Origin of the sequence: Enterobacter sp. 198 (assembly GCF_009025585.1) — a bacterium.
Classification (GTDB): Bacteria; Pseudomonadota; Gammaproteobacteria; order Enterobacterales; family Enterobacteriaceae; genus Enterobacter; species Enterobacter ludwigii.
Genome location: NZ_WCIM01000019.1, coordinates 315,817 through 341,024 on the forward strand (window position 1 = coordinate 315,817; position 25,208 = coordinate 341,024).

The following is a 25,208-nucleotide window of genomic DNA, read 5'->3' on the forward strand; positions in this document are numbered from 1 at the left end:
GTCTCTTTTTATCAGGAAGGACCCTATTGTACCGAACTCTACATTTGCCAGAATTCCTGAAACAAGACATGCTTAGTTTCATAAATCGAGCAAATGGAGCGTTATATGGATCGCGTTATTGCCGCACAGGTCTATAACCGGATTTGCGAGCTGGGAAGTTTGAGTGCCGCAGCCCGTGCGCTGGGCATTTCCCGGCCCATGGTAAGCCGTTATCTTGAGCAGATGGAGAAGTGGGCGGGGACCCGGCTGGTGAACCGCTCAACGCGCAAGCTGACGCTGACCGCAGCAGGGGAAAAGGTACTGCAGAAAACGCGTACCCTTTCGCAACTGTCGCAGGAGATTGAAGGCCAGTCGGAGAAAGATTTACCTTCCGGCACCTTACGGGTAGCCTGCGCGCACTTTACCGCCATGCACATGATTGCGCCGGTACTGCCCGGGCTGCTGGCGCGTTATCCGCAGCTCAGAATTGAACTGGATGTGAATAACCATCCCGTGAGTCTGGTGGGCGAGCGTATTGACGTAGCCGTGCGTATTACCGATAACCCGGAGCCGGGCATGATTGCCCGCAGGCTAGGTGAGTGCCGTTCGGTGCTTTGCGCCTCGCCGGACTATCTTGCGCAGCACGGCACGCCCGTGACGCCTGAGGATTTGGCGCAGCACAATTGCCTGCATTACAGCTTCTTCGCGGGTCAGTCGTGGCATTTTGTGACGCTGGAAGGCGAAAGCGTGAGCGTCGCGGTGAGCGGCAATCTTAGCGCCAGCATCTCGTCGTTATTGATGGACGCGGCGGTTAAACATTGCGGTATTGCAATGCTGCCCGAGCACGAAGCGCAAGGGGCGCTCGAGCAAGGGCTGCTGGTCCCGGTGCTCACAGACTTAGTGCCTAAGCCGCTCGCCATTCACGGGATTTATCAGTCGCGGGAATATCAGCCTGCGGCCCTGCGCGTCTTTCTTGATGAAATTGCAGGGCATCTGAACTGATGCCCGCGCAGTGAGCCTGTGGCTTATTTCGTCGTCAGCCAGGGCGACGTCGTGCTCCAGAAAATAATATCTGCGCCGAGATACGCTTCTGCGAACTGAACAAATTCATCTTTGGTGAAGGGCTTGCCGGTAGCCGGGTTTCGGTAGGTGAGCGTGGGCTCCTGAACGGCCATGGCGACCAGCGGCAGTTTGTTTTTATACTGGTTAAAGAACGGATAGGCGTTTTTCATTTGCGCCTTGCGGTTGGGAACAATATCCGGTCCGCCAAGCCCGATATTATGGGCACTGGCGTATTCAAACAGCCGCCCCATGTAATTATGGTCATTGTTCCATTCACACGGCCAGAAGTTCACATATTGTACGACATGGGATTGCGTGAAAACCTTTCGCGCAAAGGCGAGGTTTTCCATTTCTCCGGCAAAATAGTTGTCGCACGAAAATCCTGTCGGCGGCTTTTTCTCATCAAGGTCAATCGCGGTTTCCGGTAAGTTCACACCATAAACCTGGCCATCAAAACGCTTCGCCAGGGCTGCCAGTAAGGCCTGATACCGTTCACGCACGGCAGGATCCCACTGCCGGGCTACCCAGCCTGAACCTGTTGGTTTCCCTTCACCAGGGTTGTCAAACTGCGGAGAAATACCGCCGCTGTACTTCGTGTCTGCCATCAGATAATCAGGGACATACCGGGCATCTTTTTCGAAGAAGCGATCCTGAATTTGAATAAACAGCTTTTTATCGCTGGCCTTCAGGCGCGCCAGGTCTCGCTCTATGGGTGAGAAGTCATATCTGTCTTTCTCAGGCTCCAGTGCACGCCAGTTATAAACAATCTGCGCGCCACCGATATCACGACGGGCGATAAGCGCGGCGGCGGCATCAAGGTCGCCCGAGCTGGTATAGATAAAATTCTCCGGCGTGCTGGCAAAGAGGGGGAACGTCACGGCGAGCGTGGTCAGTGCCACGACAAGCCTGGTGTTTAGCATCATAGGCCTTTCCCTTTTGATGGTTCGAAGTGATGTATCGCATCAACGCCAACCAGAATACTCTGTCTTCCAGGACGCGTCAGATCTCTGGTCTATACTTAACCCTTTGTAAGCCAAAAGGAGAGCAAGAATGACAATTCATAAGCACGGTTCAGCACACTGGTCTGGCGATATTAAACGCGGAAAAGGAACTGTTTCTACCGAGAGCGGCGTTCTCAATCAACAGCCTTACGGCTTCAACACCCGTTTTGAAGGCGAAAAAGGGACCAACCCGGAAGAACTGATTGGTGCCGCACACGCAGCCTGTTTTTCAATGGCACTGTCGCTGATGTTGGGTGAAGCAGGCTACACAGCCGATTCCATTGATACCACCGCCGACGTGTCACTGGATAAAAAAGAGGGCGGTTTCGCCATTACGAAGGTCGCACTGCAGAGCAAGGTTACTGTCCCCGGCATTGACCCTCAGCAGTTTGATGGCGTTATTCAGAAAGCGAAAGCCGGCTGCCCGGTTTCCCAGCTGCTGAACGCGGAAATCACGCTGGATTACACGCTCAATTAAACCTCAGCCGGGTTAACACCCGGCTATCCCTTCCGCGCGGCAGGAAACACCTCTGCCAGCCAGGCGATAAACACTCTCAGTCGATGTGTCAGATGCCGGTTCTGCGGATAAACCACATGAAACGGATAAGCGTCAGGTCGCCAGTCGCTAAGAATTTCAGTTAACGTCCCCGCCTGTAAATGCCTTTTTGCCGAATACTGAAACGTCTGAATAATGCCTAAACCTGCCACCGCCGCCGCCAGATGAGCGTTGCTTTCATTGACCCCAAGGAAGTGCGGAATACTTATCTCCAGCCTTTCTCCCTTTTCCCTGAAGCGAAACGGGAACGCCCGACCGGTGACGGGAGAAAGGTAGCTAATCAGCTTATGCCCATTGCACAGTTCCCGCGGGTAGGCCGGTACGCCATGATGTTTTAAATAATCGGACGTCGCGCAGGTGACCATTTCAGCGTCGCCCAGATGACGGGCAATAAGGGATGAGTCGTCCAGAGGGCCGCCGCGGATCACGCAGTCAACGTTACCGCTGATCAAATCCACGGGCCGGTCGGCCACGCCAAGATCGATGCGTATTTCCGGATAACGCTGCATAAATTCCGGGAGCAGGGGGATCAACACGTCGCGCGCGGTTGACCCGCCCACATCCACCCGCAGATGGCCTTTCGGCGTCGCGCGAGAAACGCGAAACGACGTATCGATATCTTCAATATCAATCAGCACCCTGAGCGCTTTTTCATAGTACCCGGCACCTTCCGGTGTGGTGACTACCCGTCGTGTCGTGCGGTGTAAAAGCCGGATCTCCAGGTGCGCTTCGAGCGATTTCACCAATTTGCTCAGGGTGGCGATAGGCATATTCAGAGAATCAGCCGCACGCGTAAAACTTCCGGTTTCCACCACCCGCGTAAATGCGCGCATTGCCATGAGCTGGTCCATTCGTACTCCGGATTATTTCCACCTGTGAATAGTGATTTTCATTTTTGCCCGTTTTTCATTAATCCTGCAACCGATAGAGTTTATTCAACGCAAGCGAAAACCTCTTCAACCGTTTTTGCGGGCATCCTGAAAACATGATTAAAGGTGAATAATATGAATACATCTCTCGCAGGTAAAATTGCCCTGGTTACGGGCGGTAGCACAGGTATCGGTCTCGCCACCGCGCAGGAACTGGCGGCTCAGGGCGCGAAGGTTTATATCACCGGACGTCGTCAGGCGGAGCTGGACGCTGCTGTTGCACAAATTGCCACCGCGGCGGTCGGCATCCGTGCGGACGTCTCTCAACTTTCCGACCTCGATAAAGTCTATGCGCAGATTGCAAAAGACGAAGGGCGTCTGGATATTCTGTTCGCCAATGCGGGGGGGGGCGACATGCTGCCGTTAGGCGCTATCACTGAAGAGCAGTTTGACCGCATCTTTGCAACCAACGTTCGCGGTGTACTGTTCACCGTGCAAAAAGCGTTACCGCTGTTATCTGCCGGATCGTCGATCATTCTGACCGGATCCACGGTGTCCATTAAAGGAACCGCAAACTTTAGCGTATACAGCGCCAGTAAAGCCGCCGTGCGCAACTTTGCCCGTTCGTGGGCGCTGGATTTGCAGGGGCGCGGTATTCGCGTCAACGTGGTGAGCCCGGGCCCCATCAAAACCCCGGGGCTGGGTGACCTGGTGCCGGAAGAACATCGTCAGGGGCTGTATGACGCGCTGGCCGCCCAGGTGCCGCTGGGACGCTTAGGCGCGCCGGGGGAAGTGGGGAAAGCGGTGGCGTTTCTGGCCTCAGATGCAGCAAGCTTTATCAACGCCACCGAACTGTTTGTCGACGGTGGAATGGCGCAAATTTAAACGTGAAACAGCGCCACCCTGCGTGGCTACTCGCTCAGATTGCGCCAGCAGCGCACGCTACAGCCCTCAACTGAAGGCTGTAGCGACTGCGGGCGCTCGCATCCTTGCGCTGCCTGCGGACAGCGGTCCCGGAAATAACAGCCGGTGGGAAGGTGGCGATTGCCAGGAAGCTCTGTTTTACGCAGCGCAAGGTTTTCATCCAGCGGTTCACCGGTTCTGGGAACGGAATCAAGCAGCAGCCGGGTGTAGGGATGGCGCGGCCTGACAAGCACCTGATCGGTAGTTCCCAGTTCCACGATCTGGCCCAGATACATCACCGCCACACGATCGCTCATGTGTCTGACTACCGAGACGTTATGTGAGATCAACACATAGGTGAGGTTCCGTTCCTGCTGCAGTTTTACCAGCAGGTTGAGGATTTGCGCCTGCACGGAAATATCCAGCGCGCTGGTGGGTTCGTCGAGCACGATGATGTCTGGATTGGACGACAGCGCCCGGGCGATAGCAATGCGCTGGCGCTGCCCGCCTGAAAAGGCATGCGGTAGCCGGTCAAGATATTCCGCACGAATACCCACCTGTATCGCCAGCGTCTCTGCCAGCTGGCGCCGTTCGCGTTCACTGCTGCGTTTTTGCACCCACACCGGCTCGGTGATGATGCGCCACACCGGTAAACGCGGGTCGAGGGAAGAGAGCGGATCCTGAAAAACCATCTGCATGCCGCCCGCGTGATGCGTCCGCTGATAGTCGCCGGTGCTGGGCCTGAGCATGCCCATCAATAGCTGTGCCAGCGTGCTTTTCCCGCAGCCGGATTCCCCAACAATGCCCAGCGTTTCGCCGCGACGGATCTGCAGGTCCAGCCCATTGAGGGCATGCACCTGTTCCGTGACGCGGCCCAGCCAGTTTTTGCGCGCGGGAAAGTTGACATGCACGCTATCCAGTTCAAGCAAAATGTCAGACATGGTGTTTCTCCCGTTGCGGGTACCAGCAGGCAGCCATCTGGCCCTCTGCACCATTGGGAAGCAGGCGCGGTGCCTCACCGCATTTCGTCCCGGCGGCAAAGCAGCGCTCGCGGAACGCGCAGCCTTGAGGAAGCTGGCTGAGATTAGGCACCGTGCCGGGAATGGCCGGAAGCAACTCGCGCGGCGCACCGTTTTCAGGTGCACATTGCAGCAGACCTATGGAGTAGGGATGAACGGGATGGTGGATCAGCGTTTGCGTGGCACCGCTCTCAATTACGCTTCCTGCGTACATCACATACATCCGATCACAGAGCTGGGAAACCACGGCCATATCGTGGCTGATAAACAGCACCGAGGTTCCGCTGGCCCGCGCCTTGTGCTTCAGCAGACGCAGGACCTGCAGCTGCACGGTCACATCCAGCGCCGTGGTCGGCTCGTCGGCGATGATAAGTTCAGGCTCGCAGGAGAAGGCAAGGGCGATCATCACCCGCTGACGCATGCCGCCGGAGAGTTCAAACGGATAACGCGCCATCACCGCTTTCGCGTCCGGGATTTGCATCTCCTCCAGCAGGGCAATCGCTTTTTGCTGCGCCGCGCGACGGTCGAGCGGCTGATGCTGGCGGATCACTTCCACCATTTGCTTACCAATCCGTCGCGTTGGGTTCAGGGCGGTCATGGGCTCCTGAAAAATCATCGCCACTTTTGCCCCGCGCCACTGGCGAAGCTGTTTTTCCGATGCGGTCAGAACATCTTCTCCCAGCAATGTCACCTGACCGTGATGAATTCGGTAGCTGCCTTCCGGCAACAGGCGCATGGCGAGCATGGCGGTAACCGACTTCCCCGACCCCGACTCGCCCACTACGCCGACAATCTCACCCCGTTTAATCTCCAGCGAGACGTGGTTCAGCGCATGAACCTCACCGCGGTATATCGGGAAACTCAGATGTAAATCCTCGATGGTTAAAACCGAGTCGGTCATGACTGTTTCCCTCCTGATTTCGGATCCAGCAGGTCGCGGATGCCGTCACCAAAAAGATTAAAGCCCACGGCGGTAATCAAAATGGCCGCACCAGGAAAAGCGCAATACCACCACTGGTCGAGAACATAGTTGCGCCCTACGGCAACCATCGCGCCCCATTCGGCGGTGGGTTGCTGTGCGCCCAGACCGATAAAGCCCAGCGTGGCGGCCATCAGAATGGCGCTGCCAATATCCAGCGAAGCCTGCACAATCAGCGGCGGCAGGGCGTTGCGCAGAATATGCCAGCTGATTAAATGCCAGCGTGATGCGCCGAAGGTGCGGGCCGCCTGAACATAGGTAAACTGGCGCACGACAAGGGTTTGCCCGCGTGCCAGACGCACGTAAAACGGAATACGTACAATCGCGATGGCGAGCATTGCGTTAAACAGGCTCGGCCCCAGCGCCGCCGCCAGTGCCATGGTCAGCACCAGCGAGGGAATGGAGAGCATCACGTCCATAATGCGCATAATAATGGCGTCGCCGCGCCCGCCCAGTACGCCAGACAAACAGCCCAGCAGCGAGCCAATACCGCCCGCAATCACCACGACGGCCAGCCCCGCGCTGATCGACTGCTGGCTGCCGGCGAGCACCCGGCTGAACAGATCGCGGCCAACCTCATCGGTGCCAAACCAGTGTTCGGCAGACGGAGCCTGCAGACGCGCGGTCAAATCCAGCGCATTGGGGTCATGCGGCACAATCCACGGTGATGTCACCATCAGCAGGAGCATCAGGATCATGATCGCGGCGCCAATCAGCGTGAGGGGGCTTTTACGCAGCATCCAGAACAGTTTTGCCCAGTTGATGCCTGCTTTCGCTGTTTTAACCGGGACGGGCGTTTCCTGAGTCAACATCATTCGGCACCTCCGCGCCCGATTCGCGGGTCAACCCACAGATAGAGCAGATCGACCACCAGATTAACCAGCACATAGGCCAGTGAGACCACTACCGCGAAGCCCATGACGGCAGGGAAATCGAGCGCCTGAATAGAGGTGACGACCCAGGCGCCCATTCCCGGCCAGGCAAAGACGGTTTCGGTGAGGACTGCGCCATACAGCAGATCGCCCAGTGCCAGTCCGAGCACGGTAATCGACGGGATCATCGCATTGGGCAGGGCATAGCGCAGCACGATGTACCAGCCGGGCAATCCACTGGCGCGTGCGGTTCGTATGTAATCTTCACTGAGCTGCTCCAGCATGGCCGAGCGGACCTGACGCGCCACAATGCCGAGATGAACAAATGCCAGCGTCATCGAAGGTAAAATCAGATGCTGCAGGGCATTGAAAAAGACCTCCCCGTTGCCTTCCAGCAGCGCATCCACCAGATAAAAGCCAGTAACGCGCGTCGGTGGATCGAGCCAGTCGTCAAGCCTTCCGCCGCCCGGCAGAAGTTGCAGATGCCCGTAGAAGAGGACAATCACCCCCAACCCAAGCCAGAATGCGGGCGTTGAAATGCCCGTCATCGCCATTAACCGCACCAGATGATCCAGCCAGCGGTCGCGGTAGACCGCCGATAAAATCCCCAGCGGCACGCCGATAACCAGCGCCAGTAGCAGGGAACAAAAAGCCAGCTCCAGGGTGGCCGGAAAAAAGGCCTTCAAATCTTCCGCAACCGGACGTCCGGTGCGGATAGAGGTGCCTAAATCGCCATGGGCCAGCGCATCCACATAGCGACCAAACTGGATATACAGCGGTTGATCCAGCCCCAGCTGCTGGCGGATGCCTTGCACAATGTCGTCGCTGGCGCGGTCTCCGGCCAACAGGCGGGCCGGATCGCCGGGGATCAGGTGTGAAATAATAAAGGTGATGATACAGACACCGGCCACCACCAGGATTAACCCCCAGCAGCGCTGGCGCACAATGCTCCAGAACGTCATACACTTTCCCCCGGCGAGAACCGTTATTTACTCATGGTGGCAATGTTAAAGACCTGCTCCAGCATTGGATTAAAGGTGAAGCCTTTCACCTCTTTGTTCATCGCCAGCTGGTAGTTCTTCTGGAACAGATACACGTAGGCCGCCTCGTCGATCACCACCTTCTGCGCCTGCTGGTAATCGTGGGTACGCTCCGCCTGATCGGTGGTTTTCAGGGCCGCCTTCAACAGGTCGTCAACCTCTTTGTTCTCGTAAAACGAGCGGTTACCCGGCAACCCTTTTTTGTCCGACTCAAACCAGTAGTTCATGAACATGTACGGGTCGGCAAAGTCCGGGCTCCAGTTACCAATGGCGATGTCATAGTCACCTTTCCCGACACGATCGCGCATGGTGGCGTTAGCCAGTTTTTCCAGCTTCACGTTGATGCCGATCTTGCCGAGGCTCGCCTGCGTGGACAGGGCGATCGGCTCCCAGTTGGGGTCGTTGTCTGAATAGAGGAATGTCAGGCTTGCCGGCTTGTCTTTAACTTTCTCCAGCGCGGCTTTGGCTTTGGCCTCGTCAAAGCTGTACTGCATTGCCGTGGCGTCAAACCCCCACATGCCGTCCGGTATCGGGCCGCGCATCTGTTTACCATTGCCGCTCAGGATGCCTTTCACCATCCCCTGATAATCCGTTGCCCAGGAGACGGCCCGACGTAAATCCACCTGATTGAGCGGGGCTTTGCTGTTATTCAGATAAAGATAGGTCACGCGCAGGGACGGATATTCCGCCACCGCCACTTTGCCTTCTTGCTTAAGGGCTGAAAGCTGATCGACGGGCAGTGAATCGGCGATATCCAGATCGCCACGGGAAAGCTGCAGGCGGCGTGAAGCGCTTTCACCAATAATTTTCACCGAAACGCGCTTGAAATGCGGCTTCTCACCCGCCCAGTGTGGATTCGGAACGAGTACCAGCTGCTGACCTTTCTGCCAGCTTTTCAGCATGAATGGCCCGGACCCGGCGGTGTTTTGCGCTAAATAACCGCGTGCATCATCGGCAGCGTTCGCTTTTAGCACCGCCGGGTTAACGATCGACGCACCGTCGTTGGCCAGGGTGTAGAGGAACGGGGCAAACGGCTGGCTGAGGGTGAATTTCACCGTGTGCGGATCGACCGCATCAATTTTGAGATCTTTCGGGAACGCTTCAGATGGCCCCTGGCTAAGCTTCAGCAGACGTTCAAAGGAGAGTTTTACCGCCTCGGCAGTAACCGGCGTGCCATCGGCGAATTTTGCGTTATCGGTAAGGGTAAAGGTCCACTCTTTCTGATCCTCTGACGCTTTCCAGCCCGTTGACAGGTCGCCCTCCACCTCGGTGGAGCCTGGCTTGTACTTCACCAGACGCTGATAGGCGGGGTAAGTCACCGTCCAGTCGTTGTTATCAATGGTCACCGCCGGGTCGAGCGTTTGCGGGTCGGCCGCTTTCCCGATCACCAGCATATCTTTCGGGACGGCAGCCAGCGCAACCGGGGCGCTGAGTGCCAGCGAGGCGGCGATCAGGGTAGTAAGAAGCGTTGTTTTCATGGCAGTGCTCCAGTTTTAAAGAGGGGTGTGCGTCAACGGGAAACAGGCAAAACGATCGTCAAGCAGGGGATAGCTGGCCGCGTTCGGCAGCTCGAAGTGCCACCATTCGCTGCTGATCCCCACAAAGCCGCCACCGGACATGATGGCGTTAAGCAGCAGGCGATTGCGCTGCGCGTGCGGCGGCACGGACGGGTGCCAGGCGTGCGAGCGGTCGTGCATTTCGTCAAAACCGGCCCCCATATCCAGCACGGTGTTCTGTTCGTCCATCAGCGTAACGTCGATGGCCGTCCCGCGGCTGTGGTTGGAACCAATCGCCACATCAACCACGTATTCCGGGTTCGGGCAGGCATCCCACAACTGAGCCTGCGCTTCCTGCGGGCGATAAGCGTCGTAGACCACCAGCTTCAGCCCGGCCAGTGCGGCGATGCTGATGGCTTTCGCCAGCGCGGTGGCCGCATCGGTATGCAGCAGGCACAGCGCCTCCTGATAAATCGGACGACCCGTGATGTTGTCGGCTGTGGCGTATTTCAGATCGATATGCAGCGCAGGGAAGGTCTTCGCCACATCAATCAGTTCACTCTCTGGGGGCATAGCTCCGCTCCTTTAGCGTTCGAATTGACCAAACTCTTGTTGTAATTGCCGGTTTACCGCCAGCCGCTGTGGAAGGGCATCACCCAGCGCTTCCACGACACCTGACAGCAGCAGGTTGAACAGACAGCTCACAGGTGCCAGCGAATCCCAGAAATGGCCGGTTTCGGTTTTCACCTGCAGTAAATCAAGCGGGTAATCCCGCGCCCACGGGCACCAGATATCGGTGATCAGGGCCAGCGAAATACCTTTTTCGCTGGCGACCCGACAGTACTGCCGCGCAATGGTGGAATAGGTGCGGGTATCGGTCAGCACCACGTAGGGGTGGGCGAAACCGGAGTTCAGGGATTCAACCCAGCTGCCGGACGCGCCTTCGGCGTAGCTGACGCGCGGGCGAAGGTACTCAAGATGACTGAAGAAGGCATTGGCTATCCCGCGTGTCGACTGGATCCCCAGCACAAAAACCGCATCCGCGTGGGCAAGCTGATGAACCACCTGGCGGAATGCGTCGGTGTGCGCCAGCTGATAAACCTGGGTGATGGCATCCACCTCCAGCGACAGAGAGTGCTGAAGGCGGTTGGGCAGAGGGGACTGCTGCTGCCAGGAGTCCAGCCGCTCGTTCATACCCCAGGGCTGATGCGGGTCGCGCAGGCTCTTTTTGGCATCTTCCAGATTGCGGTAGCCGAGTTTTCGCAAAAAGCGTCCTACGGTAATGCCGCTGGTGCCGGTCGCCAGACCCACGCTTTCAGCCGTTTCAAACGGGATCTGTGCGGCATGCGCCAGCAACCAGCTCGCCACCCGCTTCTCGCTGGGGGTCAGCTGGCTGAAAGTGGCTTCAATACGGCTCAACACCTCGGGTTTCGTCGTCATACCGCCTCGCTGTTAACAGGCTGTCAGTCATCAGGTTTGTGTTATTTGATTAACAATGCATGACGCGTGCCATGTCCACAGCGCGACGGGACGCCGCTGTGCTGCAAACTTCATGCAATATTTAGTTAACCAATGATCAACATTTGTGCAGCGTAGTTCACTTTTGGTGCACTGGCTGAGTGGGGAGGTATGAATTTCGTGAATACGTCAGCGTCTTCACATTTTTGATAAGATAGAGACAACGTAAATATGAAAGGGATCCCGGCATGGCGAACTTGCCCTGGCGTATCAGCGTGCGCCTGATGGCGCTCGCAAAGAAAATGGCGATGATCGCAGGAGTGGTACTGATCGTCCTGCTCGCGGTTCGGGTTTATCTCTCGCAGCAGGGACCGGAACTGCATCTCTGGCATACCTGGCGGGCAGATGAGATGTCCGTACGCGAGATCGATAAGGCGAATTTTGCCCAGTATGTCGCCCGGGAAAACGCCATTTTTACCGATCTGGATAACGCGGTAACGCGCAAAACCCAGGGTGAGGAGCGCACGCCGTTAAACCGTTACTACCGTCAGAGCCTGGTTTGGCCCGGTAAATTTTCACCCGATGCCAACCGCTCCTTTGTGCTGATGCCTGCCGGAACGCCACGCGGGGCGGTGGTGTTGCTGCACGGGCTAACAGATTCGCCTTACAGTGTTCGGCATCTTGCCCGTGATTATCAGCAGCACGGTTTTGTGGCGGTGGTTCCACGCCTGCCCGGTCACGGCACCGCGCCCGGCGCGCTGACCGACGTTGACTGGGAGAGGTGGCTGGCGGCGACGCGCCTTGCCGTGCGCGAAGCCACGCGGCTGGCGGGAGACAATGTTCCCCTGCATCTGGTGGGTTACTCCAACGGTGGGGCGCTGGCGATGAAATATGCCCTTGATGCGCTGGACACGCCTGCGCTTCGCAAACCGCAACAGCTCATCCTGCTCTCGCCAATGATTGGCGTCACGGCGTTCGCCCGGTTTGCAGGATTGGCCGGATTGCCGGCGATGTTACCGCCGTTTGCCAAAGCGGCATGGTTAAACATCTCGCCGGAATATAACCCGTATAAATACAACTCCTTCCCGGTCAATGCGGCGCGCCAGTCATGGCTCTTGACCCAGGCCCTGCAGGAGCAAATGGGGCGGGATGCCCGGGAGCACAGACTGGACCAGCTGCCACCGGTACTCGCATTCCAGTCGGTGATGGATTCAACGGTCAGCACCCGCGCCGTGGTCACCGGCTTATTTGACCTGCTTCCGGCGAACGGCAGCGAGCTGGTTGTATTTGATATCAATCAGGCCGCCAGCTTCCGTCCTCTCTTTAAACCGTCGTCGTGGGCGGCGACCTCTGAGTTACTGCCTGTGGCGAAAAGACGTTACGGTGTCACGATTATTACCAATGCCAGCGCGGACAGTTTCGCCGCGGTGGCGAAAATAACCCCTGCGGGAGGCACCGATGAGACCGCGGTACCGCTAGCGATGTCCTGGCCGCAGGAGGTCTATTCACTGTCGCATGTCGCCGTGCCGTTCCCGCCTGATGACGATCTCTATGGCCGACATCCTGCGGAGAAAAACCGGTATGGCATTAGCCTCGGCACGATTGCGCTGTGGGGGGAAACCTCCGTGCTGAGCGTAGGCAAAGACGCGTTAATGCGGGTGACGTCGAACCCGTTTTATGCCTACATGCAGGAGAGGATTGACAGACGCATCGGGGATGAGAAAAAGTAGCCTCTCCCGCAAGGGGTTAATCTGTTAGGTCGCGCAGATGAAGTATGTTAAACAGTAATGTCCAACGCATACCTCTTATCGGAACACGTTTTTGTGCTGACTACTCTTATTTACCGCAGCCAGTTGAATTTATCCTGCCGATCCGCCGAACTCCAGACGCTGGTTGAACAGGCCAGGACGCGCAATGCCGGGTTGAATATTACCGGCGTTCTTCTTTCAAAAGGAGATGATGTCCTGCAACTCCTCGAAGGCTCGGAAGAGAGTGTGGTTAGGTTGTTTCAGAAGATCCGTGAGGATAAGCGGCATAGCGGCGTGGTTGAGCTTATGCGGGATTACGGCCCCCGCAGACGTTTTGAGAATGTCGGTATGCTGCTGTTTGACCTGCAGAACCAGTCGCCGAAAGACGTTCTGCAGTCGGTACTGCACTACAGCAAACTGGACAGTTATCTGACATCTGATGATCGGGTGTTCAAATTTATTCAGACGTTTATTACCGGCAAACGACCGGCCCCGTCGGGGGCGCGTTTTGCCCCGGAGAAATGGACGCTCTCGCGTGAGAAATCGCCGTTTGGCGAGAGTCTGGGTCTGCTGGACAAACAAACCTGCCAGTTCGCCCTCCAGCCCATCGTCGAACCGCTGGAAGGGAAAATCAGTTCACTTGAAGCCCTTATCCGCGGTAATGACGGGGGAAGCCCGGAGCATTTTTTCAGCCGCCTCGATCAGGACAAAATCTATGAAGTCGATCTCCAGACCAAGGCCTGGGCTTTTGCGCTGGCCGACAAACTGGGGATCGGGAGCCATAAAATCGCGGTGAATCTTCTCCCGATGTCGCTGGTGAAAGTGCCTGGCGCCGTGGAGTTTCTGGTTGAACAGATTAAACAACATGGGCTTCAGCCGGAGCAGGTGGTCATTGAAGTGACCGAAAACGAGATGATTTCCGGGTTCAACAAGTTCAATAGCGCCATTAAACACCTGCGCGCTGAAGGTATTGGCCTGGCGATCGATGATTTCGGTTCCGGATACGCCGGGCTTTCACTGCTGACCCGATTCCAGCCGGATAAAATTAAAATTGACCGCGAAATTGTCAGCAATATCCATCTCAGTGGGCCAAAACAGGCGATTGTGCGCTCGATAGTCAGCTGCTGCACCGACCTTGAAATCACCCTGGTGGCGGAAGGCATCGAGAAGCTGGAAGAGTGGTGCTGGCTTGAATCTGCCGGGATCAGACGTTTTCAGGGCTTTCTGTTTGCCCGTCCAGCGCTGAATGGCGTAGGCGATATTAGCTGGCCACACCTGGTGCGTTAAGCCAATTTTCCTTCCGTATTATTTCCCCTTCGTCCTGACTGTGCTTAAATAGCTAAAACGGTTTAACATTGTTTAGCTGAGAGGATCACATGCAAAAAATCTGGGTACTTGGCGATGCGGTAGTGGATTTATTACCGGAGGGAGAAGGCCGGTTGCTGCAATGCCCAGGCGGCGCGCCGGCGAACGTGGCGGTCGGTATTGCCCGTTTGGGCGGGAAAAGCGCCTTTATCGGCAGGGTCGGTGACGATCCTTTCGGTCGCTTTATGCATAAAACGCTGGCCGACGAGCAGGTTGACGTAAAGTGGATGCGCCTCGACCCGGCACACCGCACGTCAACCGTGGTCGTGGACCTTGACGAACAGGGCGAACGCTCTTTCACCTTTATGGTTCGCCCGAGCGCCGATCTGTTTCTGGCATCAGCCGACCTGCCGCCCTTTAGCGCAGGAGAGTGGCTGCATGTCTGCTCCATTGCCCTGAGTGCTGAGCCGAGCCGTTCTGCAACGTTTCAGGCCATGAACGCGGTCAGGGAAGCGGGGGGTTATGTCAGTTTCGACCCCAATATTCGCCCGGATCTCTGGCCGGATGAGGACGACCTGCGCCGCTGCCTCGAACAGGCGCTGCAATGCGCTGACGTCGTCAAACTCTCCGTCGAAGAACTGGCTTTTCTAACCGCCGACCTTGGGGTCACGGAAGGGCTGGCCGCGCTGATGCGTCGCTGTCCGGCCCGGCTGGTGCTGGTTACTCAGGGCAAAGACGGGGTCATCGCCTGGCATGACGGAACGATGAAGCATTATCCGGCAACCCCCGTTGAATGCGTGGACACCACCGGCGCAGGTGATGCCTTCGTGGCGGGACTGCTTTATGGACTGGCTTCCGCTGGGAGTATCGACAGCCACGATCTTCCACGCGTGATCGCATTAGCCCAGCGCTGCGGCGCGTTAGCCACCACGGCTAAAGGGGCGATGACCGCGCTGCCTTATCACCCGCAACTGTAATTCCTCCCGCAACGGGCCGTCTGTCGACGGCCTGAATTGTCGCCTCGATCACACTTACTAAATCGGTTTAGCAAAAAAGATTGCCGATCCAAAATTGGCAGGTTTAGTATCATCAACCTAAACCGGTTTAGCAATTTAGCACTTTCAATGACTTCTTTTAGGGATGCGACAAAATGTATAAAAAACGCAGACTTGCCGTGATGATAGGCATGCTGGCCGGGAGTACCTCTGTTTTTGCCCAAACGGATATGACGAGTATCGAAGCGCGTCTTGCTGCTCTGGAGCAGCGTCTTCAGGCTGCGGAAACCCGCGCGCAGGTTGCGGAGAAACGCGCCACCGACGCAGAACAAAAAACGCAGCAGTTGGTGACTGCCCAGCAGCAGGCGCAAACAACAACCCAGCAAGTGGCGCAGCGTACCGCCGCACTGGAGAAGAAAGCCGATCAGAGCAGTGGGTTTGAATTTCATGGCTATGCCCGTTCTGGCCTGCTGATGAACGATGCGGCGTCGAGCAGTAAAAGCGGCCCTTATCTGACGCCAGCCGGGGAAACCGGTGGTGCGGTCGGGCGTCTGGGGAATGAAGCCGATACCTATGTTGAGCTGAACGTGGAACACAAACAGACCCTGGATAACGGGGCGACCACGCGCTTCAAGGCCATGCTGGCGGATGGTCAGAAAACCTATAACGACTGGTCCGCTGACACCAGCGATCTCAATATTCGTCAGGCGTTTGCTGAACTGGGCAATCTGCCTGATTTTACCGGCGCGCTGAAGGGCAGTACCTTCTGGGCCGGCAAACGCTTCGACCGCGATAACTTTGATATTCACTGGCTGGATTCCGATGTGGTGTTCCTGGCCGGTACCGGTGGTGGCGTGTATGACGTGAAATGGAATGAATCGCTGCGCAGCAACTTCTCTCTTTACGGGCGTAACTTCGGCAGCGAAGAGCAAATCGACAATAACGTTCAGAACTACATCCTCAGCATGAACCACTTCGCCGGGCCGTTCCAGCTGATGGTGAGCGGCCTGCGGGCAAAAGACAACGACGACCGCAAAGACAGCAATGGCGATCTGATAAAAACCGACGCCGCCAACAATGGCGTTCATGCCCTGGTCGGATTGCACAATGAAAGTTTCTACGGCCTGCGTGAAGGCTCAGCCAAAACGGCGCTGCTGTACGGCCACGGGCTGGGGGCAGAGGTGAAGAGCATCGGTTCCGATGGCGCATTGCTGTCTGAAGCCGATACCTGGCGCTTTGCAAGTTACGGTGTCACGCCCCTTGGTGGCGGCTGGCATATCGCGCCTGCTGTACTGGCCCAGAGCAGTAAAGACCGCTATGTCAAAGGCGACAGCTATGAGTGGGTCACACTCAATACCCGCCTGATTAAAGAGGTCACGCAGAATTTCGCCCTGGCGTTTGAGGGCAGCTATCAGTACATGGATTTAAATCCGGAAGGGTATAAAGACCGAAACGCCGTCAACGGAAGTTTCTACAAGCTGACCTTTGCCCCAACGTTAAAAGCGGGCAAGATCGGCGATTTCTTCAGCCGTCCTGAGTTGCGTCTGTTCGCCACCTGGATGGACTGGAGCAGCAAACTGGATAATTACGCCAGCGATGATGCCTTTGGCAGCAGCGGTTTCAACGCCGGCGGGGAATGGAACTTTGGGGTACAGATGGAAACCTGGTTTTAACCTTTTACGCTCCCGCAGTGCGGGGGCGTTTTTCACATCATAAAAATACAGTCAGGCAGAGGTATCTATGGATTTTGATAATATCGCCCGCGCGCTCATTCCGCTGCTCGGTGGCAAAGAGAACATCGCCAGTGCGGCGCACTGCGCAACGCGTCTTCGACTGGTGCTGGTCGACGACACGCTTGCCGATCAGCAGGCCATCGGCAAGGTTGACGGCGTTAAAGGCTGTTTTCGCAACGCCGGGCAGATGCAGGTGATTTTTGGTACGGGGGTGGTTAACAAGGTCTACGCCGCGTTTATCCAGGCGGCAGGGATTAGCGAATCCAGCAAGTCCGAAGCGGCCGACATGGCGGCACGCAAGCTGAACCCGTTCCAGCGCATTGCCCGACTGCTCTCGAACATCTTTGTGCCGATCATTCCTGCGATTGTGGCCTCCGGTTTACTGATGGGCCTGCTCGGGATGGTCAAAACCTACGGCTGGGTCAATGCCGATAACGCACTCTATATCATGCTGGATATGTGCAGCTCAGCGGCGTTTATCATTCTGCCGATCCTGATTGGCTTCACGGCCGCGCGTGAATTTGGCGGTAACCCATATCTGGGGGCGACCCTCGGCGGCATTCTGACGCATCCGGCGCTGACTAACGCCTGGGGCGTGGCGTCTGGCTTCCACACCATGAACTTCTTCGGCCTTGAGATTGCCATGATTGGCTATCAGGGAACGGTGTTCCCGGTGCTGCTGGCCGTCTGGTTTATGAGTATCGTGGAGAAAAACCTGCGTCGTATTATTCCGGATGCGTTAGATCTGATCCTGACGCCGTTCCTCACCGTTATTCTCTCCGGCTTTATTGCCTTGCTGATCATTGGCCCGGCCGGGCGTGCGTTAGGGGATGGCATCTCCTTTGTTCTGAGCACCCTGATCGCCCATGCGGGCTGGCTGGCCGGGCTGTTATTTGGCGGGCTTTACTCGGTTATCGTTATCACCGGTATTCACCACAGTTTCCATGCCATTGAAGCCGGGTTGCTGGGGAATCCGTCGATTGGCGTTAACTTCCTGCTGCCTATCTGGGCGATGGCCAACGTGGCGCAGGGGGGAGCTTGTCTGGCGGTCTGGTTTAAAACCAAAGACGCGAAAATTAAAGCCATTACGTTACCGTCTGCGTTTTCGGCCATGCTGGGCATTACCGAAGCGGCAATATTTGGTATCAACCTGCGTTTCGTGAAACCGTTTATCGCCGCGCTGATTGGCGGTGCGGCAGGCGGGGCGTGGGTGGTCTCGGTGCATGTTTATATGACCGCCGTCGGGCTGACTGCCATCCCGGGCATGGCGATCGTGCAGGCAAGCTCGCTACTCAACTATATTATCGGCATGGTGATTGCCTTCGGCGTGGCGTTTACCGTCTCGCTGCTGCTGAAATATAAAACGGATTCTGAATAATGACGTTACCTTCCCGCTGGCCTGCAATCCTGCAGGCCGTCATGAAAGGCCAGCCGCGTGCGTACGCCGACAGCCATTATCCGCAATGGCATCCGGCACCGGTGACGGGGCTGATGAACGATCCTAACGGGTTTATCTGGTTTGCCGGGCGTTACCACCTGTTCTATCAGTGGAACCCGCTGGATTGCGACCATCGCTATAAGTGCTGGGGACACTGGAGTTCCGCAGACCTGGTGCACTGGCAGCACGAACCGATGGCGCTGATGCCCGATGAGGAGTATGACCGCAACGGCTGCTATTCCGGCAGCGCCGTCGATAACAACGGTGTCCTGACGTTGTGTTATACCGGCAACGTGAAATTTGATGATGGCAGCCGCACCGCCTGGCAGTGCCTTGCCACGCAACAGCCCGACGGTACATTCAAAAAACTCGGTCCGGTTCTTGCGCTGCCGGAAGGCTACACCGGGCACGTGCGTGACCCGAAAGTGTGGCAGCACGACGGGGTGTGGTTCATGGTACTGGGGGCGCAGGATCTGCAAAAACACGGCAAGGTGCTGCTGTTCACATCTGCCGATTTGCACTACTGGGCGTCTTGCGGAGAGATTGCCGGTCATGGCGTGAACGGCCTGACCGAGGCGGGATACATGTGGGAGTGCCCGGACCTGTTTGACCTCGACGGGACACACGTACTGATCTGCTGCCCGCAGGGGCTGGCGCGCGAACCGCATCGCTATCTCAATACTTATCCGGCCACGTGGACGAGCGGGGCGTTCGACCATACGCGCGCTTCGTTTGAACATGGCGAGTTGCACGAGCTGGACGCCGGTTTCGAGTTCTACGCTCCCCAAACCACGGTGGCGGAAGACGGACGGCGGATCCTGATCGGCTGGATGGGCGTGCCGGACGGAGAAGAGATGCTTCAGCCCACACGGGCGCAAGGGTGGATCCATCAGATGACCTGCCCGCGAGAATTACACTTCCGTGACGGCAAACTGTGGCAGATTCCGGTGCGCGAACTGCAGGCACTGCGTGAAGAAGAATGTCGCTGGCAGGGTAACGCCAGCGATGCCCCGGTTTTTGATGCGACGCGCCTTGAGTTTGAGCTCACCTCATCTTCAGTAGCCGTGGATTTCGCCGGTGCGTTGCGCCTTATCGTCGAGGACAGCGGGTTGCGTCTGGAACGCGCTAGCCTGAAAAACGGGGAGACATTGACCCGTTACTGGCGGGGCGACGTTCATCATTTACGCGTTCTGTGTGATAGCTCCAGCGTTGAAATTTTCATCAATCATGGCGAAGGGGTGATGAGCAGCCGCTATTTTCCTGACCATCCGGCACGGGTGCGATTCGAAGGTGGGTCCGACATCACATTACGCTACTGGTCGCTACGCGGCTGCATGGTAGAATAAGGGTTTTGGCAGCCGGATCTAAGTCGTTGTGAGAAAAACAAAACGCGTCACAATTAAAGACATCGCGGAACTGGCGGGGGTTTCAAAAGCCACCGCCAGCCTGGTACTGAACGGGCGCAGCAAAGAGCTTCGCGTGGCGGAAGAGACGCGTGAGCGCGTGCTGGCGATTGCGAAAGAGCATCACTACCAGCCCAGCATTCATGCGCGCTCGCTGCGTGATAACCGTAGCCACACCATCGGTCTGGTGGTGCCGGAGATCACTAACTACGGCTTTGCGGTATTTTCTCACGAACTGGAGACGCTGTGCCGTGAGGCAGGCGTTCAACTGCTCATCTCCTGCAGTGATGAAAACCCGGGGCAGGAGACGGTGGTGGTTAATAACATGGTGGCGCGTCAGGTGGACGGGCTGATTGTGGCCTCCAGTATGCTCAATGATGCCGACTACCAGAAGCTGAGCGAACAGCTGCCGGTCGTCCTTTTTGACCGCCATATGAACGACAGCACATTGCCGCTGGTGATCACCGATTCCATTACCCCGACGGCGGAACTGGTGGCCGACATTGCGCGCCAGCATCCTGATGAAATTTACTTCCTTGGCGGGCAGCCGCGGCTTTCCCCGACGCGCGATCGTCTGGAAGGGTTTAAGCAAGGGCTGCAAGAGGCCAATGTGGCGCTGCGCCCGGAGTGGATCATTCACGGCAACTATCACCCGAGCTCCGGCTACGAGATGTTCGCCGAGCTGTGCGCCCGCCTGGGACGCCCGCCAAAAGCCTTGTTCACTGCCGCCTGTGGTCTGCTGGAAGGGGTATTGCGCTATATGGGGCAGCACAACCTGATGCAAAGTGATATCCGGTTAGCCAGCTTTGACGATCACTACCTTTACGACTCGCTCACCATTCCGGTTGATACCATTCGCCAGGATAACCGCCAACTGGCGTGGCACTGCTTTGATCTGATTGGCAAACTGATCGACGGCGAAACGCCACAACCGTTACAGCGAAAACTGGATGCCACCCTGCAGCGGCGCTATAAAGCGAAAGCATAGCTCTGGCTGCTGAAGGGAAACGTTAATAACTTTAATTAATTTAAGTTTTGGATCGGCCGATAACGATAGGGAATGTTTATTCTTGAGGTATCGGTCCATGTCGTTAAAAAAATCATCCCTGATTGTCCTTTTTGCTCTGCTTTTCTTCTTTGTCGTCAGCACCATTACCAGCGTTGGCCTCATCATTAAAAGTAATAATTCCCTGGATAATGTGAACAAAGAAATCCAGGTAGTGCTGTCGATCATTGACCCCATCAACCACAGCCGTACCTTGCGCGTCAGGGTGATGGAGTACGTGAAGATGGTGGAAGCGGGGAACTCGGCTGACGAGTCAGCGAAACTTTCCGCGGTTAAAGAGGCCCTCACAAAAGCGGATCATGCCTTTGCGGCGTTTATGGCGTCTCCGCGCCTGTCGGATGAAGCGCCGCTGGTGAGCGCGTATCAGGATGCCTGGCAAAACTACCGTAACCAGGGGCTGGCACCGTTGATTGACGCCGCTGCTGCGCACGATGTCGCGAAGTTTAATGCGCTTATCCCGGAGGTGTCCCGCCTCGACCGTCAGTATGAAATCGTTCTCGACCAGGTGCTTGCCGTTCACCAGAAATATGCCAAAACCCTGAACGAGGATGCGAGCAGTAATTTCATCTCCGGTCTGGCGATCATTGCGGCGATTGCTTTGTTGTTTGTAATCGTGATTGTTGCCGTCAGCCTGCTGATGAAGCGCTTTGTTTTCGCACCGGTCAACCTGGCACGCGAACACTGCAGCCAGATTGCCGCCGGTAAACTGGACATTCCAGTGCCGGTAAAAGGCACCTCCGGCAATGAAATCGATCACCTGATGGGCTCAATGGAGCAGATGCGCCAGGCGCTTCTGTCGACTATCGCTCAGGTGCGTGACGCGAGCCATACCGTCACCCACGCCGCGCAGGAAATTGCTTCCGGGAATATCGATCTGGCTTCACGCACCGAGCAGCAGGCCTCCGCGTTAACCCAGACGGCGGCCAGCATGGAAGAGCTGAGCGCGACCGTGGCGAATAACACCGATAACGTTCACCAGGCAGGAAAACTGGTGCAGGACGCGGTGAACAATGCGCACACCGGTGAGGCCGTGACCCGCGAAGTGATCGAAACGATGAATACCATCGCGGCGAACTCTAAGCGCATCGAGGACATCACCAGCGTCATCAACAGCATTGCTTTCCAGACCAACATTCTGGCGCTGAACGCCGCGGTTGAAGCAGCACGCGCCGGTACACAGGGACGCGGCTTCGCCGTGGTGGCCAGTGAAGTGCGCACCCTTGCACAGAAAAGCGCGGTTGCCGCGAAAGACATTGAAAGCCTGATTGCCCAGTCGGTTTCCAGTGTCAAAAACGGCGCAGAGCTGGTGAACCGCTCAGGCGAGGTCATTGATTCAATTATCAGTTCCGTGAATAAAGTGAATACGTTGATGGAGCAGATCTCCGTGGCTTCTGAAGAGCAGAGCCGTGGGATCAGCCAGGTCGGACAGGCGGTGACAGAGATGGATGGCGTGACCCAGCAGAACGCCGCGCTGGTTCAGCAATCCGCCGCAGCCGCCGCTTCCCTGGAAGAGCAGGCGCAGCAGCTCTCAAGGAGTATTTCGAGCTTTAGTTTGCCGGTGCAGGCTTGATTGATAATGAGAGGCTCCTGAGGGAGCCTTTTTAATTTCTGGCGTAGCTGGAAAGCCGTGCCAGACAAGGCTTCACGTTTTACAACTAGCAGTCAAAAGGCATAAAAAGTGTTAAGCATTATGATGATCATTCTGCATACTTCAATTTCGTGATTTGATAGCAAAAATTCACGGTGCATTTACTACACAGATTTCCAGATGGACTTGAACGGCACGGAAAATATTGATATCAGCAATAAGCCTGTAGCACATCAAGTTCATACTCATCAAAGTGTAAAACGGCTAGCTGATGAGTCAGCGGGCTGAGGTACATGAAGGCCATTTACTTGAACTCATTAATGGTGATGAGGTCTTAGCGCAAGAGTTACTTTAAAAAGCATTTGTTTATGGTTGCAATTATAAACTTTCGAGCTGAAGTTAAGATTCCTTAAATCGTTTTGAGTGGCTTCAAACTTTGATAAATTCCTTTTATAAAAAAGTGACAAAATTGGTAGGTGGACTTGACATGGGAATGGCTGGGAAGTATATCTGCTAGTAGCATTCCTTGACCATAAACTGTTGCGCAGCTTATCAATTGTAATGATTGGTGGTATGGTTTATATGACAATTAAAACAACACTTTATTAGGAGTTGGCATGGCTGAGTTGACAAATTCTCAAACAATTATGGAGAAAATAATTCGAGAGGAGGCCGCGGAGCAAAATATTAATTATCCAGAGTATTTTGAAGTTTATACTGCCGCTCAAATCTTAAAAGATTACGATGTTACTTACTCAGATATAGAATATAGTGTGGTTGGAGATGGAGGAGATGGTGGGATTGATTCCATTTACACTTTCCTTAACGGTGAGCTCATAAAGGAAGATACAGACTACTCTAAGGGAGGGAAGCATAATAATATTGAACTTGTTATCATACAGTCAAAGACCTCTAAAAGTTTTAATGAAGATGCGGTTGTAAAATTTAACGAAGTGGCACGTGATCTATTTAATATCTCTACGGATATTACAACTGATGAAATCACCCGGAGGTACAATAAAGACCTTCGTGATAAAGTTTCCATCTTTCGGAATGTATATAGTGATTTAATGAAAGGATTTCCGGATCTGACATTTTCTTACTATTATTCAACTCTTGGTGAGGAAGTGCACTCGAATGTTCGTGATAAAGGCATTCCTTTAAAAGACACCATTTCAAGAATGTTTACCGGTTCAAAATTCTCTCTCGACTTCGTTGGAGCTAGCAAACTAGTCGAATTGAACCGTAAGGTTAAAAGTACGTCAAGGATGATGGAATTAGCTGAATCACCTATTGCTACAGTTAACGGAAGTTATCTTTGCTTAGTTAATTTAAAAAAATACCATGAGTTTATTTCTGATAATGATTCAATCTCGAGAAGTATCTTTGAATCCAATGTAAGAGACCACAACGGAGATGTAGTAGTCAATGTTGCAATTCAAGACACATTAAATAATGGCAAAGAAGACTTCTGGTTTTTAAATAACGGAGTCACTGTTATTACTTCAAAGGCAGTTTTATCTGGAAAAACTCTTACTATAGAAAACCCTCAGGTAGTTAATGGCCTTCAAACTTCACATGAAATATATAATCATTTTGCTAATGTGGGTGAAGAAGTTGCTGAAACAAGAAATGTTTTGGTTAGGGTAATTTGCGAAAGCAACCCAGAGTCTCGAGACAAAATAATCAGAGCGACGAATAGTCAAACTAGCATTCCCCCAGCATCACTTAGAAGTGCTGATGTTATTCATCGCGATATAGAAGATTTTTTCAAGGCAAATGGTTATTTTTATGATAGACGCAAGAATTTTTATAAGAATGAAGGTAAGCCTGCCTCACGAATTGTATCTATTCCATATCTGTCTCAATGCGTTATGACAGTGGTACTATTAGAACCGAATAATGCTCGCGCCAGACCTTCTACACTTATTAGTGATAATGCTAGATATGAACAAATTTTCAATAAAAAACATCAGTTATCTCTTTATTTGAACTCTTATCTGATCTTGAAAAAATGTTCTGAGCTATTGAAAGAATATGAATTTGAGAGTAAACGCGATTTCAATAACGTAATATATCATATTTCTATGGCGGTTGTCCTGAAAGTGGCGGGGGCTGAAGTGGGGAAAAGGAATATGCCTGGGTTTGTAAGTGGCTTTGAGTTGAAGGAAATAACTAAGGAATTATTTGACGAAGTGTTTCAAGTTGTCTGGGGTGAATATGCTCGACTTGGCGGTGATGATAATGTTGCAAAGGGTATTGTTTTTGTTGAAAACATTATTAAATTAATTAAGTGATTTATCAACGAATCCTTATCTCCACATTCTAAAGCCCTGAGAGGGGTTTTAGAGTTGGATGTTCGTTACCACGGAACCGGTCGATCGCTTTATCACCTCACTTGCAATGGTAGCGCCATCGCATCAAAAAAATATCATTACCTTATTATCATTGATCATGATTAATAAAGAGCAAGAACAAAAATGGGAAAGCGCAAGAGGCTCTGATTTATGTACTCACTGTCATCATTTTTTACTCATTATCCCTGAGATCGTTCTGCGTGTTTGCACGTCTGAGCAACTGGGACGTATCAGCACTTCCCCCGTTTAGGCGGCATGCTAAACCCGCTATTATCCTCACTCCTCTTCCTCACGTTGTTGTCAATCATCCTGGCCGTTATCGCCACCGCATTAGTTAAACG

General features: G+C 54.7%; 21 protein-coding genes. 12 read left to right on the forward strand and 9 right to left on the reverse strand.

What is annotated here, in order from left to right; translation table 11 throughout:
* Nucleotides 1-105: 105 nt before the first annotated feature.
* A complete protein-coding gene (locus tag F8561_RS11565) occupies nucleotides 106-981 on the forward strand; it encodes a LysR family transcriptional regulator (RefSeq protein ID WP_020884082.1) in 876 nt (291 codons plus the stop codon).
* Between the two features lie 23 nt (nucleotides 982-1,004).
* Here F8561_RS11565 and F8561_RS11570 read toward each other — a convergent pair whose 3' ends face one another.
* Nucleotides 1,005-1,964 (reverse strand): hypothetical protein, encoded by a 960-nt coding sequence (locus F8561_RS11570; protein WP_151887472.1) that lies wholly within the window; start codon nucleotides 1,962-1,964, stop codon nucleotides 1,005-1,007.
* A 127-nt stretch (nucleotides 1,965-2,091) separates the two neighbouring features.
* Between F8561_RS11570 and F8561_RS11575 the strand changes: the two genes are divergently transcribed.
* Nucleotides 2,092-2,520 (forward strand): OsmC family protein, encoded by a 429-nt coding sequence (locus F8561_RS11575; RefSeq protein ID WP_014170171.1) that lies wholly within the window; start codon nucleotides 2,092-2,094, stop codon nucleotides 2,518-2,520.
* A gap of 23 nt (nucleotides 2,521-2,543) precedes the next feature.
* Here F8561_RS11575 and F8561_RS11580 read toward each other — a convergent pair whose 3' ends face one another.
* Complete coding sequence (locus F8561_RS11580) at nucleotides 2,544-3,449, reverse strand: LysR family transcriptional regulator (RefSeq protein ID WP_151887473.1); 906 nt, start codon at nucleotides 3,447-3,449, stop codon at nucleotides 2,544-2,546.
* A gap of 153 nt (nucleotides 3,450-3,602) precedes the next feature.
* Between F8561_RS11580 and F8561_RS11585 the strand changes: the two genes are divergently transcribed.
* A complete protein-coding gene (locus tag F8561_RS11585) occupies nucleotides 3,603-4,352 on the forward strand; it encodes an SDR family NAD(P)-dependent oxidoreductase (protein WP_020884087.1) in 750 nt (249 codons plus the stop codon).
* Between the two features lie 26 nt (nucleotides 4,353-4,378).
* Here F8561_RS11585 and F8561_RS11590 read toward each other — a convergent pair whose 3' ends face one another.
* From F8561_RS11590 to F8561_RS11620, 7 genes are read right to left on the reverse strand one after another with little or no spacing between them, the layout of a single operon-like run.
* Nucleotides 4,379-5,311: an ABC transporter ATP-binding protein gene (locus F8561_RS11590; RefSeq protein ID WP_032680964.1), complete on the reverse strand. Its 933-nt coding sequence runs from the start codon at nucleotides 5,309-5,311 to the stop codon at nucleotides 4,379-4,381.
* On the reverse strand, nucleotides 5,304-6,290 hold the full coding sequence (locus F8561_RS11595) for an ABC transporter ATP-binding protein (protein WP_020884089.1): 987 nt from the start codon (nucleotides 6,288-6,290) through the stop codon (nucleotides 5,304-5,306). Before F8561_RS11595 ends, F8561_RS11590 begins: the two co-directional genes overlap by 8 nt.
* A complete protein-coding gene (ddpC, locus tag F8561_RS11600; protein ID WP_020884090.1) occupies nucleotides 6,287-7,183 on the reverse strand; it encodes a D,D-dipeptide ABC transporter permease in 897 nt (298 codons plus the stop codon). Before ddpC ends, F8561_RS11595 begins: the two co-directional genes overlap by 4 nt.
* Nucleotides 7,180-8,202 carry an ABC transporter permease gene (locus tag F8561_RS11605; protein WP_014170162.1) on the reverse strand — a complete coding sequence of 341 codons (1,023 nt, stop codon included), beginning with the start codon at nucleotides 8,200-8,202 and terminating at the stop codon, nucleotides 7,180-7,182. The genes ddpC and F8561_RS11605 overlap by 4 nt, the downstream gene beginning before the upstream one ends.
* Nucleotides 8,203-8,225: 23 nt before the next feature.
* Nucleotides 8,226-9,758, reverse strand: a complete 1,533-nt coding sequence (locus tag F8561_RS11610) for an ABC transporter substrate-binding protein (RefSeq protein WP_032680965.1) — start codon at nucleotides 9,756-9,758, stop codon at nucleotides 8,226-8,228.
* Nucleotides 9,759-9,773: 15 nt separating this feature from the next.
* On the reverse strand, nucleotides 9,774-10,349 hold the full coding sequence (gene ddpX, locus F8561_RS11615) for a D-alanyl-D-alanine dipeptidase (RefSeq protein ID WP_014170160.1): 576 nt from the start codon (nucleotides 10,347-10,349) through the stop codon (nucleotides 9,774-9,776).
* Between the two features lie 12 nt (nucleotides 10,350-10,361).
* A complete protein-coding gene (locus tag F8561_RS11620) occupies nucleotides 10,362-11,216 on the reverse strand; it encodes a MurR/RpiR family transcriptional regulator (protein WP_025204147.1) in 855 nt (284 codons plus the stop codon).
* 266 nt (nucleotides 11,217-11,482) lie between these two features.
* On the opposite strand from F8561_RS11620, the gene F8561_RS11625 reads away from it, so the two are divergent.
* The 9 genes from F8561_RS11625 (at nucleotide 11,483) to F8561_RS11665 (ending at nucleotide 24,807) form a co-directional block, all read left to right on the forward strand.
* Complete coding sequence (locus tag F8561_RS11625; RefSeq protein WP_151887474.1) at nucleotides 11,483-12,964, forward strand: alpha/beta hydrolase; 1,482 nt, start codon at nucleotides 11,483-11,485, stop codon at nucleotides 12,962-12,964.
* 93 nt (nucleotides 12,965-13,057) lie between these two features.
* Complete coding sequence (locus F8561_RS11630) at nucleotides 13,058-14,269, forward strand: diguanylate phosphodiesterase (RefSeq protein WP_192938259.1); 1,212 nt, start codon at nucleotides 13,058-13,060, stop codon at nucleotides 14,267-14,269.
* 89 nt (nucleotides 14,270-14,358) lie between these two features.
* Nucleotides 14,359-15,264 (forward strand): aminoimidazole riboside kinase, encoded by a 906-nt coding sequence (locus tag F8561_RS11635; RefSeq protein WP_151887476.1) that lies wholly within the window; start codon nucleotides 14,359-14,361, stop codon nucleotides 15,262-15,264.
* A 173-nt stretch (nucleotides 15,265-15,437) separates the two neighbouring features.
* Complete coding sequence (locus F8561_RS11640) at nucleotides 15,438-16,955, forward strand: carbohydrate porin (protein ID WP_014170154.1); 1,518 nt, start codon at nucleotides 15,438-15,440, stop codon at nucleotides 16,953-16,955.
* A gap of 67 nt (nucleotides 16,956-17,022) precedes the next feature.
* Nucleotides 17,023-18,393 (forward strand): sucrose-specific PTS transporter subunit IIBC, encoded by a 1,371-nt coding sequence (locus F8561_RS11645; RefSeq protein WP_014170153.1) that lies wholly within the window; start codon nucleotides 17,023-17,025, stop codon nucleotides 18,391-18,393.
* Nucleotides 18,393-19,799, forward strand: a complete 1,407-nt coding sequence (locus tag F8561_RS11650) for a sucrose-6-phosphate hydrolase (protein WP_151887477.1) — start codon at nucleotides 18,393-18,395, stop codon at nucleotides 19,797-19,799. The genes F8561_RS11645 and F8561_RS11650 overlap by 1 nt, the downstream gene beginning before the upstream one ends.
* Before the next feature lie 28 nt (nucleotides 19,800-19,827).
* Nucleotides 19,828-20,844, forward strand: coding sequence for a LacI family DNA-binding transcriptional regulator (locus tag F8561_RS11655; protein ID WP_014170151.1), 1,017 nt, complete (start codon nucleotides 19,828-19,830; stop codon nucleotides 20,842-20,844).
* Nucleotides 20,845-20,941: 97 nt separating this feature from the next.
* Nucleotides 20,942-22,492, forward strand: a complete 1,551-nt coding sequence (locus F8561_RS11660; RefSeq protein WP_151887478.1) for a methyl-accepting chemotaxis protein — start codon at nucleotides 20,942-20,944, stop codon at nucleotides 22,490-22,492.
* Nucleotides 22,493-23,127: 635 nt separating this feature from the next.
* On the forward strand, nucleotides 23,128-24,807 hold the full coding sequence (locus F8561_RS11665) for an AIPR family protein (RefSeq protein ID WP_068794646.1): 1,680 nt from the start codon (nucleotides 23,128-23,130) through the stop codon (nucleotides 24,805-24,807).
* The last annotated feature ends 401 nt before the right edge of the window (nucleotides 24,808-25,208 follow it).